A 14,197-nucleotide genomic window follows, 5' to 3' on the forward strand; every position below is an offset into this window, starting at 1 on the left:
CTCAGATATCTAAGGCAGGCGTGTTCTTGTAAGATATGGGGCGGATAAGGGAAAGGGTCACGGCACGCGTCATGCGTGCCTTCTCGCCCGTGGGGGCTGTCACTTGGGCGGCGTGACCCTGTGGATAGGTTCGATTTAGGATGGTATTTCGGGTATTGGTGGCAATTTCCCGCCACCAATGTTTGATAATCACAAATTCAGACCGCTCACGAAAAAATGCGATTAGCCTTGATCTTTGTAGCTGACACCTTTGGTATCATAGCCCATTTCGGCCTTTTCGCGCCGCACGATCAGCCGATTCAACGCGTTCACATAGGCCCGCACGGATGCGACGATGGTGTCGGTGTCTGCCGATTGGCCTGTGGCAATCGCACCATTTTCCTCCAGCCGGACAGAAACGGTGGCTTGCGCATCGGTGCCTTCAGTCACGGCTTGCACCTGATACAGCTGCAAACGCGCCTTGTGCGGATACAGCATTTTCACCGCATTAAACGCCGCATCCACCGGGCCATCGCCCGTGGCGTCAATCGAATGGTCCTTGCCTTCAATCGACAGGGTCAGCTCCGCCTCTTGTGGCCCATCGGTGCCGCAAACCACGCGCAGGCGTTTGACTTGCAAGGTGTCATGCGCGGTGTTTGTCGCGCTGTCTTGGACCAAGGCGATCAGATCGTCGTCGAACACCTCCTTCTTGCGGTCGGCCAGTGCCTTGAAGCGCACAAAGGCGTCGTTCAACTGGTTGTCGGCCAGATCAAACCCCAAATCCTTCATCTTGGCCCGCAACGCCGCGCGCCCGGAATGTTTGCCCAAAGGCAAGGATGTGCCCGACAAACCCACATCTTCAGGGCGCATCACCTCAAACGTCTCGCGGTTTTTCAACATACCATCTTGGTGGATGCCGCTTTCATGCGCAAAGGCGTTTTTGCCGACAATCGCTTTGTTAAACTGCACCGCAAAGCCGGAAACGGTGGCAACCCGGCGGCTGATCGCCATGATCTTGGTCGTGTCCACGCCAGTGCGGTAGGGCATAATGTCATTGCGCACGCGCAGGGCCATCACGACTTCCTCCAACGCGGTGTTGCCCGCGCGTTCGCCAAGGCCGTTGATCGTACATTCAATTTGGCGCGCGCCCGCCTCGACTGCCGCCAGCGAATTGGCGGTCGCCATGCCCAGATCATTGTGGCAATGGGTGGCGAAAATGATGTTGTCCGCGCCCGGCACGCGGTCCAACAACATGCGGATCAATGCTGCACTTTCGCGGGGCGCGGTGTATCCCACGGTGTCGGGGATGTTGATGGTGGTCGCCCCCGCCTTGATCGCGATTTCCACCACGCGGCACAAATAATCATGTTCGGTGCGGGTGGCATCCATTGGCGACCATTGCACATTGTCGCACAGATTGCGCGCATGGGTAACAGTTTCATGGATGCGCTCGGCCATCTGGTCCATATCCAAATTCGGAATGGCGCGGTGCAGCGGCGATGTGCCAATAAACGTGTGGATGCGGGGGAAACGCGCGTGTTTCACCGCATCCCAGCAGCGGTCAATATCCTTGAAATTGGCGCGTGCCAGCCCGCAAATTTGCGCAGTTTTCGCTTGGCGGGCAATTTCGGACACGGCCGCAAAGTCGCCCTCAGACGCGATGGGAAAGCCTGCCTCGATGATATCAACGCCCATTTCGTCCAGACTGGCGGCAATTTCCAGCTTTTCATCATGGGTCATGGTGGCACCGGGGCTTTGTTCGCCATCGCGCAAAGTGGTGTCAAAAATCAAGACACGGGGCTGCGTGCTTTTATCGGTCATCTGGATTCTCTCTGGTAAATTATCGGTTAGCGGCGGTTCAGGGCGCTGTTCACATCCGAGCGTTCGCACCCAAGGGCACGCTCAGATGAGGCTAAGAAGGAGGAGGGCACGGGGGGGGGGGGGGCTGATTGCGCCTGCGTCGATTGAAATGATCAAATCCTGTGCCATGAGGCGACTATAGCCAAGGATTTGCGAATGAAAACCCTAAAAATGCGGGGTTGTTTAGGGCGGGGGGGGCGCTATTTGTGACATGGAATAGGGGAGTGTTATGGCAAAATCTTTGGTGATCGGGGCGTCGGGCGGTATTGGGGCGGCATTAGTGGCGGCCCTTGGGGCGCAAGGCATTTCACGCAGCGCGAATGGTTTGGACGTGACGGATGAAGCCAGCATCAAGGCCGCACTGGCAGAATTGGAAGGGCCATTTGACACCGTGTTCATCGCCACAGGTGCGCTGGAAATTGGCCCGCACACCCCCGAAAAAGCCTTGCGCGCCGTAACGCCCGAGGGCTTGCGCGCCCAGTTTGACACCAACGCGCTTGGGCCCATTCTGCTGCTGAAACACCTTATTCCCCTGTTGCCCCGCGACACGCCTGCCCGCATTGGCATCTTGTCGGCGCGGGTCGGGTCGATTGGCGACAACGGTATGGGCGGCTGGTATTCCTACCGCACGGCCAAGGCCGCGCTGAACCAATTGGTGCATACGGCGGCGATTGAACTGGCGCGCACCCACAAACAGGCGGTGCTGGCGCTGCTGCACCCCGGCACGGTCGCGACCGATTTTACCGCCAAATATGTTGGCAACCATCCCACCGTACCACCAGAGGAGGCGGCGGCAAATTTGACCCGCGTTTTGGACGGCTTAACGCCAGCACAAACCGGCGGTTTTTATGATTTTGCGGGCAAAACCGTGCCATGGTAGGGCGGCTGATCCTGATCCTTGGGGATCAACTGTCGCTTGATATTGCAGCCCTCAAATCCGCCAACCCCGCGCACGATGTGGTGGTCATGGCCGAGGTGCGGGCCGAGGGCACTTATGCCCCGCATCATCCGCAAAAGATCGCGCTGGTGCTGACCGCGATGCGCAAATTTGCGGCAGAACTGGGCGCAAAGGGCTGGCAGGTCGCCTATACCCGGCTGGATGACGCGGACAATTCCCACTCCATCAGTGGCGAGTTATTGCGCCGCGCGGCGGAATTTTCGCGCACCCATGTCACCGCCACCCGCCCCGGCGAATGGAGGTTGATCGCCGCGTTGCAAGACGTGCCATTGGACGTGACCATCCTGGAAGACGACCGTTTCATCGCCAGCCACGCCGATTTCGACACATGGGCGGACGGGCGCAAACAGTTGCGGATGGAATGGTTTTACCGCGACATGCGGCGCAAAACCGGGTTGTTGATGGACGGCGACCAGCCCACAGGCGGCCAGTGGAATTTTGACCACGACAACCGCAAACGCGCCGCCCAAGATATGCTGCGCCCGCAGGCGTTGCGGTTTGAACTGGACCAAGTGACTGACGAAGTGCTGGCCTTGGTGGAAACCGAATTTCCCGACCATTTTGGCCGCTTGCGCCCGTTTCATTGGGCGACCGACCGGGCAGGGGCCTTACAAGCCTTGCACCACTTCATCACCCACAGCTTGCCGCGATTTGGCGATGAACAAGACGCCATGCTGATGGACGCGCCGTTCATTTCCCATTCGCTGCTGTCGCCTTACCTAAACATCGGCCTGCTCTCGCCGCTGGAGGTGTGCCAAGCCGCCGCCACCGCGCATCAAAAAGGCAAAGCGCCCTTGAACGCGGTCGAAGGGTTCATTCGCCAGATCATCGGCTGGCGCGAATTTGTGCGCGGCATCTATTTCCATCAGGGGCCGGATTACACGTCCCGCAATGCGCTGGGCCACAGCCGCGCGCTGCCGCCGCTGTATTGGGGCGGCAAAACCCGCATGACCTGCCTGTCGCAATCGGTGGCGCAAACCCGCGACCACGCCTATGCGCACCACATCCAACGCTTGATGGTTACGGGCACCTTTGGCCTGCTGGCGGGCATTGACCCGGCGCATCTGCACGAATGGTATCTGGCCGTCTATATTGATGCGTTTGAATGGGTGGAGGCGCCGAACACCTTGGGGATGAGCCAGTTTGCCGATGGGGGCCTGCTTGCGTCCAAACCCTACGCGGCGTCGGGGGCTTATATCAACCGCATGTCGGATTATTGCGGCAGCTGCGCCTATAAGGTGGCGGAAAAAACCGGGCCGGATGCCTGCCCGTTCAACTCGCTGTTTTGGGATTTCGTGCAGCGCCACCGCGATGTGTTGGCGAAAAACCCGCGCATGGGCCAAATGGTGCGCACATGGGATAAAATGACCCCTGCGCACCAAGCGCAAGTTTTGGAAACATCGACCGATATTCTGGCGCGGTTGGACGCGGGCAAGGTGGTGTAATTCAGGGGGCGGCGGGGGCTGCCCCTTCTGGCACCGCCGCCTCGGGCAGCACCGCCTCGGGCACCTCAGGGTCGGGCACCACCTCCGCTGGTGGTGGCCCAGTCAAAATCCCATTGGTCCATTCGCCCGCCGTTTCTTGCCCCGCCTTATAGCGCAAAACCCCTTGGCCTTGCCGTTTTCCCGCCACAAATTGCCCGGTATAAGTGTCGCCATTGGCATAGGTGGCAACACCTTGCCCGTCAATCACGCCAGCCTTCCAATCGCCGGTATAGCGAAAACCGTCCGGCATCACCAATTCGCCCGTGCCGTGGCGCGCGCCCGCCACAAACCCGCCTTTGTACACGCTGCCATCGGCATAGGTGGCGACGCCTTCCCCTTGGCGCTGCCCGCCAACCCAAGCGCCTTCATACCGATACCCGTCGGGATAGGTCATCACGCCTGCACCTTGATACTGCGCCTCAACAAACGCGCCTTCATACACTTGCCCATTGGCATAGGTGGCCCGGCCTGTGCCGTGGATCACGCCTGCGCGCCATGCCCCGTCATAACTGGCCCCATCTGGATAGGTGATGACGCCCGCGCCATGGGGTTTGTCCTGCAAAAATGCGCCGGTATAAATGGCCCCATTGGGATAGGTGACGGTCCCCACCCCTTCAATCCGCCCTTCCACCCAATCGCCATTATAAACATAGCTTTCTGGCCCGCGAAACACGCCCTTGCCGTGGCGGCGGTCGGCCAAAAACGCCCCTTCATACAGATCGCCATTGGCATAGGTCACGCGGCCCAAGCCCACCCGCGCGCCCCCGTCAAACGTGCCGGTGTACACATCGCCATTGGCCTGCGTCAGCGTGCCGGTCCCGTTGATCTGCCCATCCTCCCATGCACCGTCATAGATCAAACCATCAGGCATCGTCAGCCGGCCCATGCCCACCCGCGCGCCCGCAATCAAATCACCTTCATACATCGACCCATCGGCAAAGGTGATGCGCCCCTTGCCCTGCTTTTCCTCTGCGACCCAATCCCCGTCATAGATATATCCGGTGGGGTCGCGCAAAACGCCTTTGCCGGTGCGCACCGCGTTCACAAACGCGCCCGTGTACACTGACCCGTCGGGATAGGTCGCCACCCCTTGCCCGGTCATCTGGCCCGCCGCCCAATCGCCATCATAACTGCCACCATCGGGATAGGTGATCTTGCCGCGCCCTTCGGGCTTGCCAGCCAAAAACATACCTTCATAGAGCGACCCATTGGGGAATCGCGCCACGCCTGCGCCGCGAATTTCCCCGTCCACCCACGCCCCGGTATAAGTGTATCCATTGGGCAAGGTATACGTCCCGGTGCCATGCTGCCGCCCATCCTTGAACGTGCCTTCATAAACAGACCCATCATCGTATTGCTTGGCGATCACGCCATCTTGGGCAAAGGCGGGTGGGACCGCGCATATTGCCACAGCCAAAATCACAGTTTTGGTCCATCCGCTTTTCGTCTGTGCCAATTCCCTGATCCTTTTGCAGCCATTCCCAAATCTTACCTCTCCACCTTGGTCGTGACAAGTTTGCAAAGCGCCGCTGCGCGTCCGGTCGGCGGTGGGCGGCCCTTTCCCTCGCGCGCCAGTCTGCTACATCTGACCGGGTAACAGACAAGGACCCAGCTTATGGCCACCCGATTTCGCCTGACTTTGGCACAGCTGAACCCGACCGTCGGGGCGATTGCCGCCAATGGCGATTTGGCGCGGGACGCGTGGAAAACCGCAAAGGCGGCAGGGGCTGATATGGTCGCGCTGACCGAGATGTTTATCACGGGGTATCAGATCCAAGACCTTGTGCAGCGCCCCCGGTTTATCGAGGATGCGATCGCCGCGATTGATGCGCTGGCTGTGGATTGCGCCGATGGTCCTGCGATGGGTATCGGTGGCCCGCTGTTCAAAGCGGGGCGTTTGTACAACGCCTATTTCATCCTGCAAGGCGGGCAGATCACCGCGACCGTGCTGAAACATCACCTGCCAAATGACAGTGTTTTTGATGAAAAACGTCTGTATTCCTCGGCCGAGGTGACAGGCCCCTACCGCGTCGGCCCCCTGCGCATCGGCTCGCCGATATGTGAGGACAGCTGGCACACGGACGTATCCGAAACACTGGCCGAGACGGGCGCCGAGATTTTGCTGGTCCCCAACGGATCGCCCTATCACCGCGAGAAACTGGCGGTACGCCAGAATATCATGGTCGCGCGGGTGGTCGAAACCGGGCTGCCGCTGGTCTACCTGAACATGGTCGGCGGCCAGGATGACCAAGTGTTTGATGGCGCGTCTTTTGTGCTGAACCCCGGCGGCGCGCTGGCCGCGCAGATGCCCGCGTTCGAAACTGCGATCACCCATGTCGACTTTGTGCAAACCCCTGACGGTTGGCGCGCGGACCCCGGCATGATGGTAAAACAGCCCGATACATGGCAGGCGGATTATCACGCAATGGTTTTGTCCTTGCGCGACTATCTGGGCAAAACCGGGTTCAAGCGGGTGCTGTTGGGCATGTCGGGCGGCATTGATTCGGCGCTGGTCGCCACCATTGCCGCCGATGCGATTGGCCCTGAAAACGTCCGCTGCGTCATGCTGCCGTCCGAATACACCAGCCCGCACAGCCTAGAGGATGCAAAGGACTGCGCCACCCGCCTTGGCACCGCCTATGATTTCGTGTCCATCGCTGCGGGCCGTGCGGCGATCACCGACACGCTGGCCCCGCTGTTTGACGGGCTGGCGGCGGATATCACCGAGGAGAATATCCAGTCGCGCCTACGCGGTATTCTCCTCATGGCGATGTCGAATAAATTTGGCGCGATGCTGCTGACCACGGGCAATAAATCCGAAGTGGCGGTGGGATATTGCACGATTTATGGCGATATGGCGGGCGGCTATAACCCGATCAAGGACCTGTATAAAACCCGCGTGTTTGAAACCTGCCGCTGGCGCAATGCCAATCATTTTGACTGGATGATGGGCGTGGCGGGCCAGGTTATCCCTCCCCGCATCATCGACAAACCCCCATCGGCTGAGCTGCGCCCCGACCAAAAGGATGAGGACAGCCTGCCGTCATACCCCGTCCTTGATGCGATACTCGAAGGGTTGGTGGACAATGATGTGGCGATTGAGGATCTGGTCGCCGCAGGGTTCGCGCGCGCCGATGTGGAACAGGTGGAACGGCTGATTTATCTGTCGGAATACAAGCGCTTTCAATCTGCCCCCGGCACGCGCCTGACGCGCCGCGCGTTCTGGCTGGACCGTCGGTATCCGATGGTCAACCGCTGGCGCGACCGGGAATAAGGGCCCGCGCCAGTTTCCCGGCGCGGGCCAAACATCAGCCCATCATCATCTGATAGCTGGCAGGCACATATTGGAACCCGTCACCGCGCGTGTCCACATATCCCAAAGCGGGAAAGGGCATGTGATAGCCGATAAAGGGCACACGGTCGGCGGCCAGCATCCCCAAAACACGACGGCGGGTGGCGGCAGCGGCGGTTTTGTCCATGTCAAACTTCACCTCCCAATCGGGATGCGCCAGCGACCAGACATAGTGGTTGGCAAGGTCGGCCACCAGCATCAACTGCGCGCCGTCGCTTTCCAGCATATAGCCCATGTGGCCGGGGGTGTGGCCCGCAGCATCCATCGCGGTGATGCCGGATGTGACCGCGCCACCATCTTCCAAAAACGTGATTTGGTCATTCAAAGGCCGCACGTTTTTGTCAAACCCTTCGTTGGCCGCAGCCATCCAGTGGTTATGTTCCACACTGCCCGTGATATATTTGGCGTTGGCGAAAGTTGGCCCCGCCTCACCCATCAAACCACCGATATGGTCGCCATGCATGTGGGTCAGCACCACCGTGTCGATCTGGTCGGGGGTGTATCCGGCAGCGGCCAGCGCGCCTGTGATGCCGTCGGCGTTCAGGCCAGTGTCGAACAAAACCAGCTCGGACCCGGTGTTGACGACCGTGGGGGTAAAGAAAAACTGCGCTTTGTCGGTGGGCAAAAATGCGGCCTTTGATACTTCGGCAAATTCGGCGGGGTCGGCGTTCAACCCGAAAATCTCGGTCGGGTTTTCGACGGTGCGGGTGCCGGCCAACAGGGCTGTCACTTCAAATCCGCCCAGTTTGAAACGGTTGAATTGGGCCATGGATGCGCCTTTCATGTCTGCGGCGGCGTGAGCCATCCCCGCCAATCCGGGGGCAAAAGGCAAGGCTGCGGCGGCCATCAGCGCGTGGCGGCGGGACAGATAGGGTGTTTTCATGCGCGGCGTCTCCTGTTCCATGTACTTGCGATGTAGGGCAGGTGCTGTCTGCGGCCAACCCACCGCAGTAAATCGTCCGGGTTTGCGGCGCAAATGGAAAGTCACGTCTGCGTCAGGGCGGGGCCTTTGCCCCCGATATGGACAAACCCGCCCCCATGTGACAGATCATCAGCGTCCAAAGGAGCCTGATATGACAACCCGCCCGACCGTGACCCGTTTCGCCCCATCCCCCACCGGATATATCCATGTGGGCAATCTGCGCACCGCTTTGATGAACTGGATGATCGCCCGCAAATCGGGGGGTACGTTCATTTTGCGGCTGGATGATACCGATCAAGAACGGTCCAAACAGGAATATGCGGACGGGTTGATGGAAGATCTGGAATGGCTGGGCCTGACCTGGGACCGGGTGGAAAAGCAGTCCTTGCGGATGGACCGTTACCGCGAGGCGGCGGAAGAGTTGAAAGCCGCGGGTCGGTTTTATGAGTGTTTTGAGAGCCCGACCGATCTGGACCTGAAGCGCAAGAAATTGCTGAACATGGGCAAGCCTCCGGTTTATGACCGCACATCTTTGCGGCTGTCGGAGGCCGAAAAGGACCGGCTGCGCGCCGACAGCCCCGGTTATTGGCGGTTCAAGCTGGATTTGGAACGGATTGAATGGCCGGACGGCATTATCGGCGATGTGTCGATTGATGCGGCATCCGTTTCGGACCCGGTGTTGATCCGGGGTGATGGGCAGGTTTTGTACACCTTTGCCTCGTCGGTTGATGACATTGATATGGGTGTGACCTTTATTGTGCGGGGCGCGGACCACGTGACCAACACGGCGACCCAAATTCAGATCATGCAGGCAATGGGGGGCACGCCGCCGAATTTCGCCCACCATTCGTTGCTGACCGGCCCGTTGGGCGAGGCGCTGTCGAAACGGCTGGGCACGCTGAGTTTGCGGGATTTGCGCGCGCAGGGGGTGGAGCCGCTGGCGCTGCTGTCGCTGATGGCGCGCTTGGGGTCATCCAAACCGGTGGAGCTGGCGGGCAGCCATCAGGAATTGATGGACGGGTTTGATATTGGCAGCTTTGGGGCGGCACCGACGAAATTCAATTCCGACGATCTGTTTCCGCTGACCCGCGCCCATGTTCAAGGTTTGCCTTTGGATGCGGTGGCGGCGCGGATTGCAGCGCTGGGCGTGCCCGACGCATTGGCAGACGGGTTTTGGCGCGTGGCCAAGGGAAACATCACCGTGCTGGCCGATTTGGACGGCTGGTGGGCGCTTTTCCGCGACGGGGCGGAGCCGTTGATCGACGAGGACGACCGCGAATTTGTGGCCCAAGCTGTGGCGATGCTGCCCGAGGGGCCGTTTGGCCCCGAGACGTGGAAAGACTGGACCGCGGCCGTAAAAGAGGCCACGGGGCGCAAAGGAAAAGCGCTGTTTATGCCGCTGCGAAAGGCGCTGACGGGGCAGGAACATGGGCCGGAAATGGGCGATGTGATGCCGTTGTTGCAGGTTGTGCGCGCGCGGGGTTGAAGTTTTGGGCGCGATAATGCGAAAGTATCGCGCGCGATGCGCTGGCTAAGGCACTGATTTAGAACGATATCTGAATTTTTGTTTACCAAATATTAAGGTTTGAACCGCGCAGATCGCAGGGCGATTTTGCGCGGGTCAACAGCTGCGCTGCGCCTTATTCTGTGACCCATTCGGGGTGGCCGATGCCCTGCAATGTTGTATGGATAAGGTCGTGATGTTTGGGGTCAAACCGATCGATGATCGACGACCCGTGCAGCTTTTCCTTTTGCGGGACCAAGGGCATATCTGCCATTCCCAAGAAATTCAGCACGGTCGAAAAACCGCCCGCCTTGATTTCATCATAAGTGCTGTGCAGCACAGCGCCTTTGGTGTTGGCGCGGTATTGCGCGAACATGTCGTTGTGCTGTTTCAAATAGGCGGCAAAGGTTTTGGCGTTGAAATCAATCAAACTGTCGAGTTTTTCCGACCGTTTTCCCCCCGGTTTGAGGTTGTAAATCTCGGTTTCCTTGACCAACCGGCTGGAGGAAAACCGCGCCAGCACGTTGGTGCGTTCGTAGATGATTTTTGCAACCGATGTGTCGGCCATCAATTGATCGGCAATCGCGGGCGCTTGGTTGTGCCAGATTTTGAAACCGACGGATTTCACCTCGGGGTGGTCATAAAACCATGTCACATAGGCTTGGGGGTCGGTGTCGCGCAGGGCGACGGCGGCGGCAAGATCCAGTCCGCGCATGTCGCCTTTTAGATGCGAATGGGGTGTGGGGTGAAAGGGTTCACCGTGGCACAAAATATCGGGGTGGCTGTTCAGCGTTTCGGACAAAAGCGAGGTGCCGGAGCGCGAGCCGCTGAGGATAATAAAGCGGGCGGGGGCGGTGGGGTGCGGGCCGACGGTAGAAGCGTTTATTTGTCAAAATCTCAACATATATTTTGGGTGAATATTGTTCGGGAAATGGAGCCGAAAAGCGATGATTTCATCAAGATTTTTTGGCGTTTAGCCCTAGAGGGTGCTGCCCGCCCTGTCAAGGCGCCCGCCAGATTGGGGGCGGATTTGGGGCAGATTGGCGGCGGCCTTTACGTCAGTATCAAGGCGGTAAGGGTTGCGCGGTTGCGCGTGATGTCGGCCAGTGTGTGGGGGTCGAGAGCGGCAAAAAACGCCTCTTGGGCTGCGGCCAGTGGCGCGCGCAACCCGCAGGCGGGCAGGATACGGCAGGAGGTGTTTGCGCCGAAACATTCGGCGACCGGGTCATCGCGCATCATGGCGCGCACCACGGCCCCGGTGCTGATTTGGTCGGCGGGGCGGGCCAGCACCATGCCGCCGTTGCGGCCGCGTTCGGACAGCACAAACCCATCGCGGGCCAATTGGGTGGCGACCTTGGACAGATGGTTTTCGGACAGCCCGTAAAGCCCCGCGATTTCAGACGTGGGCACACGGGCAGGCGCACGCACCGCAAGGGTCATGAGGATGCGCAGGGCGTAATCGGTGAATTTGTCTAACTGCATGAGCAGATAATTAGCATTTACAATGCGCAATTAAAATGGCTATTTAATAGGTATTGAAAATGCAGATTAAGGGGGCAAAGATGACATTGGCAGATATGATTTTATGGCCGGGCACCAAAGTATGCGAACGGCTGGGCGTTGACCCGACGGGCGATGCGGTGTTGATCCGATGGTTGATCAACACGCTGGTGTATCTGACCGTCAGCCTGATTATTGTTTGGATTGTGGTGGTTTGACGGGGTTTTGCGCGCGGGGATTAACCCCGCGCCGTCCGCAAACCTGCATCCACCACTGCCAATTCTGCATCCGATAGGCGCTGCGCACGCGGGTATTGCGGGGCTGCGCGGTCATCCAATATGGGCGCGTTCCAGCCTGTGGTGGTGGAAAAGAAATGGCTGGTGCCTTGGTGGCCATATTCAATCAAAAACCCTTGTATCACCGCGTCCAGATAGCTGAGCAGGATGGGTGCGTGGTCGCTGGGCGGGTTGCCGCCCGGGACAGCGTAAACTTGGATAGGATGCGGGTGATCGCCGACCATCGCGTGATCGGGGCTGCGGGTGTAGCCTTGTTCGCGAAGATCGAGGGCGGACCAATCGCCGCCCGGCACCTCGGCCACCAAACCCATAATGGTGCAGGTGGGGTCGGGGATGACGGATAAAAAGCTGCGTGTCAGGTCCGGGGTGTGGACCCAAGCGCGCCGCCAGCCGCGCAAAGTGGCGGGCCGGGCGTTGGGATAGCTGTGCGTGGCGCGGTTGACGAGCGAGCCGTAGCCGAAAAAATGGTGGGTCATGTCGGTTTCCTGTGGCGATGGGTCGGTTTCGTTTTGGGGCTTGCGCAGGCGGGCTGCGCCGGGCTAGGTTTTGCCCCATCAGGATCGGGAGAATCCGGTCGGGGCGCAAGCCCTTGTTTTCTGGTGCCGAAGGAGCAACCGCCCCGGTAAACTCTCAGGCAAAAGGACCGGTTCTGGTGGTGGACTCTGGAGAGTGGCTTTCCCGCGTTTGGGGTGGCCCGCCGAAGGGATAACGATCTCAGGCGCCCTGTTGCAGGGTAAGGACAGAGGGGGCATTTTGCAGATGGGGTTGGCCTGTCTGCGGGGTGCCGGGGTTTTTCCGGCGTGAAAGGGGGCGTTATGGCCGATCTGAAGCGGACCGGGTTGTTTGATTTACATGTGGATTTGGGTGCCAAGATGGTGCCGTTTGCGGGGTACGAGATGCCCGTGCAATACCCCATGGGCGTGATGGGCGAGCATTTGCATTGCCGCGCGCAGGCCGGGTTGTTTGACGTAAGCCATATGGGGCGACTGGTTTTGCGCCCGCTTGGTGACATGGCGGCGTTGGAGGCGGGGCTGGAGGCGATGATGCCTGTGGCCGTGGCGGGGCTGGCCGAAGGGCGGCAGCGGTACGGGTTGCTGACCAACGCGCAAGGCGGAATTATTGATGATTTGATGTTTGCCAACCGGGGCGATCATATTTTTATGGTGGTCAATGCGGGCTGCAAAGCGGGCGATATTGCGCATTTGCGGGTTGGTTTGGCGGGGATTGCGGAGGTGATTGAGGTCGCGGACCGCTGCCTGATCGCGCTGCAAGGCCCGCAGGCGGAGGAGGCGATATCGGGGATGATCCAAGCCGTGATGGGGATGCGGTTCATGGATGTGATCACCGCCCATTCGGTGTTTGGCGAATTGTGGATTTCGCGGTCGGGATACACCGGCGAGGATGGGTTTGAGATTTCGGTGCCCAATGGCGGGGCGGCGGGCCTTGCGCGCGCGCTGTTGGCGCATCCGGCAGTGGCCCCGATTGGCCTTGGTGCGCGCGACAGCCTGCGGCTGGAGGCGGGGCTGTGCCTATATGGTCATGACATGGACGAGGGTGTGACACCCGTAGAGGCGGGGCTGGTTTGGGCGATTTCCAAGTCGCGGCGCGGGGGGGGATTCCCCGGTGATGCGGTGATTTTGGCGCAGCTGGCGGACGGGCCTGCGCGGGTGCGGGTGGGTTTGCGCCCCGAGGGGCGTGCGCCGATGCGCGAAGGGGTTGAGATTTTTGACCGTTTGGAGGGGGGGCAGGCTGTTGGCCGCGTCACTTCGGGCGGGTTTGGGCCGTCGGTGGAAGCGCCGATTGCCATGGGGTTTGTGCCTGCCGCGCAATCGGCCGTGGGCACGCAATTGTGGGGTGAGGTGCGGGGCAAACGCTTGCCCGTCGCGATCGCCGCTTTGCCGTTTCAACCAACCACTTACAAGCGCTGAGGCCAGCGTTTTACCATAAGGACCAAGCACATGATGAAATTTACCGAAGATCACGAATGGCTGCGGGTGGAGGGCGATCTGGTGGTCGTGGGCATCACCGAACATGCCGCCACGCAATTGGGCGATGTGGTGTTTGTGGAGCTGCCAGAGGTGGAAACCATGGTCGCCACCGGGGATGAGGTGGTGGTGATTGAAAGCGTCAAGGCGGCGTCTGACATTCTGGCCCCGGTCGATGGTGAGATTGTGGAGGTCAATGACGCGCTGACCGACAAACCCGGTTTGGTGAATGATGACCCGCTGGGCGATGCGTGGTTTTTCAAGCTGAAGATTGATGACATGGGCGTGCTGGACGCGTTCATGTCCGAAGATGAATACGCCGATTTTATTGGCTGATACCCGCCCCTTTCGCCACGG

The 14,197-nt window shown here is 59.8% G+C and carries 13 protein-coding genes and 1 riboswitch; of the genes, 7 read left to right on the forward strand and 6 right to left on the reverse strand.

Features of this window, described 5'->3' with window-relative positions; all coding sequences use genetic code 11:
* Nucleotides 1-222: 222 nt before the first annotated feature.
* Nucleotides 223-1,800, reverse strand: coding sequence for a 2-isopropylmalate synthase (locus BMY36_RS01645; protein ID WP_050518722.1), 1,578 nt, complete (start codon nt 1,798-1,800; stop codon nt 223-225).
* Nucleotides 1,801-2,068: 268 nt separating this feature from the next.
* Between BMY36_RS01645 and BMY36_RS01650 the strand changes: the two genes are divergently transcribed.
* Both BMY36_RS01650 and BMY36_RS01655 read left to right on the forward strand, forming a co-directional pair.
* Nucleotides 2,069-2,719: an SDR family NAD(P)-dependent oxidoreductase gene (locus BMY36_RS01650; protein WP_050518721.1), complete on the forward strand. Its 651-nt coding sequence runs from the start codon at nt 2,069-2,071 to the stop codon at nt 2,717-2,719.
* Complete coding sequence (locus BMY36_RS01655) at nt 2,713-4,242, forward strand: cryptochrome/photolyase family protein (RefSeq protein WP_050518720.1); 1,530 nt, start codon at nt 2,713-2,715, stop codon at nt 4,240-4,242. The genes BMY36_RS01650 and BMY36_RS01655 overlap by 7 nt, the downstream gene beginning before the upstream one ends.
* Before the next feature lies 1 nt (nt 4,243).
* Here BMY36_RS01655 and BMY36_RS01660 read toward each other — a convergent pair whose 3' ends face one another.
* Complete coding sequence (locus tag BMY36_RS01660; RefSeq protein WP_414811672.1) at nt 4,244-5,737, reverse strand: MORN repeat-containing protein; 1,494 nt, start codon at nt 5,735-5,737, stop codon at nt 4,244-4,246.
* Nucleotides 5,738-5,896: 159 nt separating this feature from the next.
* Here BMY36_RS01660 and BMY36_RS01665 point away from each other — a divergent pair, with 159 nt between their 5' ends.
* Complete coding sequence (locus BMY36_RS01665; protein ID WP_050518719.1) at nt 5,897-7,555, forward strand: NAD+ synthase; 1,659 nt, start codon at nt 5,897-5,899, stop codon at nt 7,553-7,555.
* Nucleotides 7,556-7,589: 34 nt separating this feature from the next.
* Here the strand turns inward: BMY36_RS01665 and BMY36_RS01670 are convergent, their stop codons facing one another.
* The gene (locus tag BMY36_RS01670; RefSeq protein WP_050518830.1) at nt 7,590-8,516 is read right to left on the reverse strand and encodes an MBL fold metallo-hydrolase; all 927 of its coding nucleotides are present in this window, start codon (nt 8,514-8,516) and stop codon (nt 7,590-7,592) included.
* A 190-nt stretch (nt 8,517-8,706) separates the two neighbouring features.
* On the opposite strand from BMY36_RS01670, the gene gltX reads away from it, so the two are divergent.
* Nucleotides 8,707-10,041 carry a glutamate--tRNA ligase gene (gltX, locus tag BMY36_RS01675; protein WP_050518718.1) on the forward strand — a complete coding sequence of 445 codons (1,335 nt, stop codon included), beginning with the start codon at nt 8,707-8,709 and terminating at the stop codon, nt 10,039-10,041.
* 154 nt (nt 10,042-10,195) lie between these two features.
* Here the strand turns inward: gltX and BMY36_RS01680 are convergent, their stop codons facing one another.
* Together BMY36_RS01680 and BMY36_RS01685 are read right to left on the reverse strand one after the other, a co-directional pair.
* Nucleotides 10,196-10,774 (reverse strand): hypothetical protein, encoded by a 579-nt coding sequence (locus BMY36_RS01680; RefSeq protein ID WP_050518717.1) that lies wholly within the window; start codon nt 10,772-10,774, stop codon nt 10,196-10,198.
* Between the two features lie 338 nt (nt 10,775-11,112).
* Nucleotides 11,113-11,541 (reverse strand): RrF2 family transcriptional regulator, encoded by a 429-nt coding sequence (locus BMY36_RS01685; protein ID WP_050518716.1) that lies wholly within the window; start codon nt 11,539-11,541, stop codon nt 11,113-11,115.
* Between the two features lie 80 nt (nt 11,542-11,621).
* On the opposite strand from BMY36_RS01685, the gene BMY36_RS19780 reads away from it, so the two are divergent.
* Nucleotides 11,622-11,777 carry a hypothetical protein gene (locus tag BMY36_RS19780; protein ID WP_175469228.1) on the forward strand — a complete coding sequence of 52 codons (156 nt, stop codon included), beginning with the start codon at nt 11,622-11,624 and terminating at the stop codon, nt 11,775-11,777.
* A 20-nt stretch (nt 11,778-11,797) separates the two neighbouring features.
* Here the strand turns inward: BMY36_RS19780 and BMY36_RS01690 are convergent, their stop codons facing one another.
* The gene (locus tag BMY36_RS01690) at nt 11,798-12,331 is read right to left on the reverse strand and encodes a gamma-glutamylcyclotransferase family protein (protein WP_050518715.1); all 534 of its coding nucleotides are present in this window, start codon (nt 12,329-12,331) and stop codon (nt 11,798-11,800) included.
* 75 nt (nt 12,332-12,406) lie between these two features.
* Nucleotides 12,407-12,511, forward strand: a riboswitch (glycine riboswitch).
* 159 nt (nt 12,512-12,670) lie between these two features.
* Here BMY36_RS01690 and gcvT point away from each other — a divergent pair.
* Together gcvT and gcvH are read left to right on the forward strand one after the other, a co-directional pair.
* Nucleotides 12,671-13,783, forward strand: coding sequence for a glycine cleavage system aminomethyltransferase GcvT (gene gcvT / locus BMY36_RS01695; RefSeq protein WP_050518714.1), 1,113 nt, complete (start codon nt 12,671-12,673; stop codon nt 13,781-13,783).
* Between the two features lie 33 nt (nt 13,784-13,816).
* Nucleotides 13,817-14,176 (forward strand): glycine cleavage system protein GcvH, encoded by a 360-nt coding sequence (gcvH, locus tag BMY36_RS01700; RefSeq protein WP_050518829.1) that lies wholly within the window; start codon nt 13,817-13,819, stop codon nt 14,174-14,176.
* Nucleotides 14,177-14,197: the final 21 nt, after the last annotated feature.

Origin of the sequence: Pseudorhodobacter antarcticus (genome assembly GCF_900110135.1) — a bacterium.
GTDB lineage: Bacteria > Pseudomonadota > Alphaproteobacteria > Rhodobacterales > Rhodobacteraceae > Pseudorhodobacter > Pseudorhodobacter antarcticus.

Coding starts and splice junctions, on each gene's coding strand:
- BMY36_RS01645 (WP_050518722.1), bottom strand. CDS start 1,800: ATGACCGATAAAAGCACGCAGCCCCGTGTCTTGATTTTTGACACCACT.
- BMY36_RS01650 (WP_050518721.1), top strand. CDS start 2,069: ATGGCAAAATCTTTGGTGATCGGGGCGTCGGGCGGTATTGGGGCGGCA.
- BMY36_RS01655 (WP_050518720.1), top strand. CDS start 2,713: ATGGTAGGGCGGCTGATCCTGATCCTTGGGGATCAACTGTCGCTTGAT.
- BMY36_RS01665 (WP_050518719.1), top strand. CDS start 5,897: ATGGCCACCCGATTTCGCCTGACTTTGGCACAGCTGAACCCGACCGTC.
- BMY36_RS01670 (WP_050518830.1), bottom strand. CDS start 8,516: ATGAAAACACCCTATCTGTCCCGCCGCCACGCGCTGATGGCCGCCGCA.
- gltX (WP_050518718.1), top strand. CDS start 8,707: ATGACAACCCGCCCGACCGTGACCCGTTTCGCCCCATCCCCCACCGGA.
- BMY36_RS01680 (WP_050518717.1), bottom strand. CDS start 10,774: ATGCGCGGACTGGATCTTGCCGCCGCCGTCGCCCTGCGCGACACCGAC.
- BMY36_RS01685 (WP_050518716.1), bottom strand. CDS start 11,541: ATGCAGTTAGACAAATTCACCGATTACGCCCTGCGCATCCTCATGACC.
- BMY36_RS19780 (WP_175469228.1), top strand. CDS start 11,622: ATGACATTGGCAGATATGATTTTATGGCCGGGCACCAAAGTATGCGAA.
- BMY36_RS01690 (WP_050518715.1), bottom strand. CDS start 12,331: ATGACCCACCATTTTTTCGGCTACGGCTCGCTCGTCAACCGCGCCACG.
- gcvT (WP_050518714.1), top strand. CDS start 12,671: ATGGCCGATCTGAAGCGGACCGGGTTGTTTGATTTACATGTGGATTTG.
- gcvH (WP_050518829.1), top strand. CDS start 13,817: ATGAAATTTACCGAAGATCACGAATGGCTGCGGGTGGAGGGCGATCTG.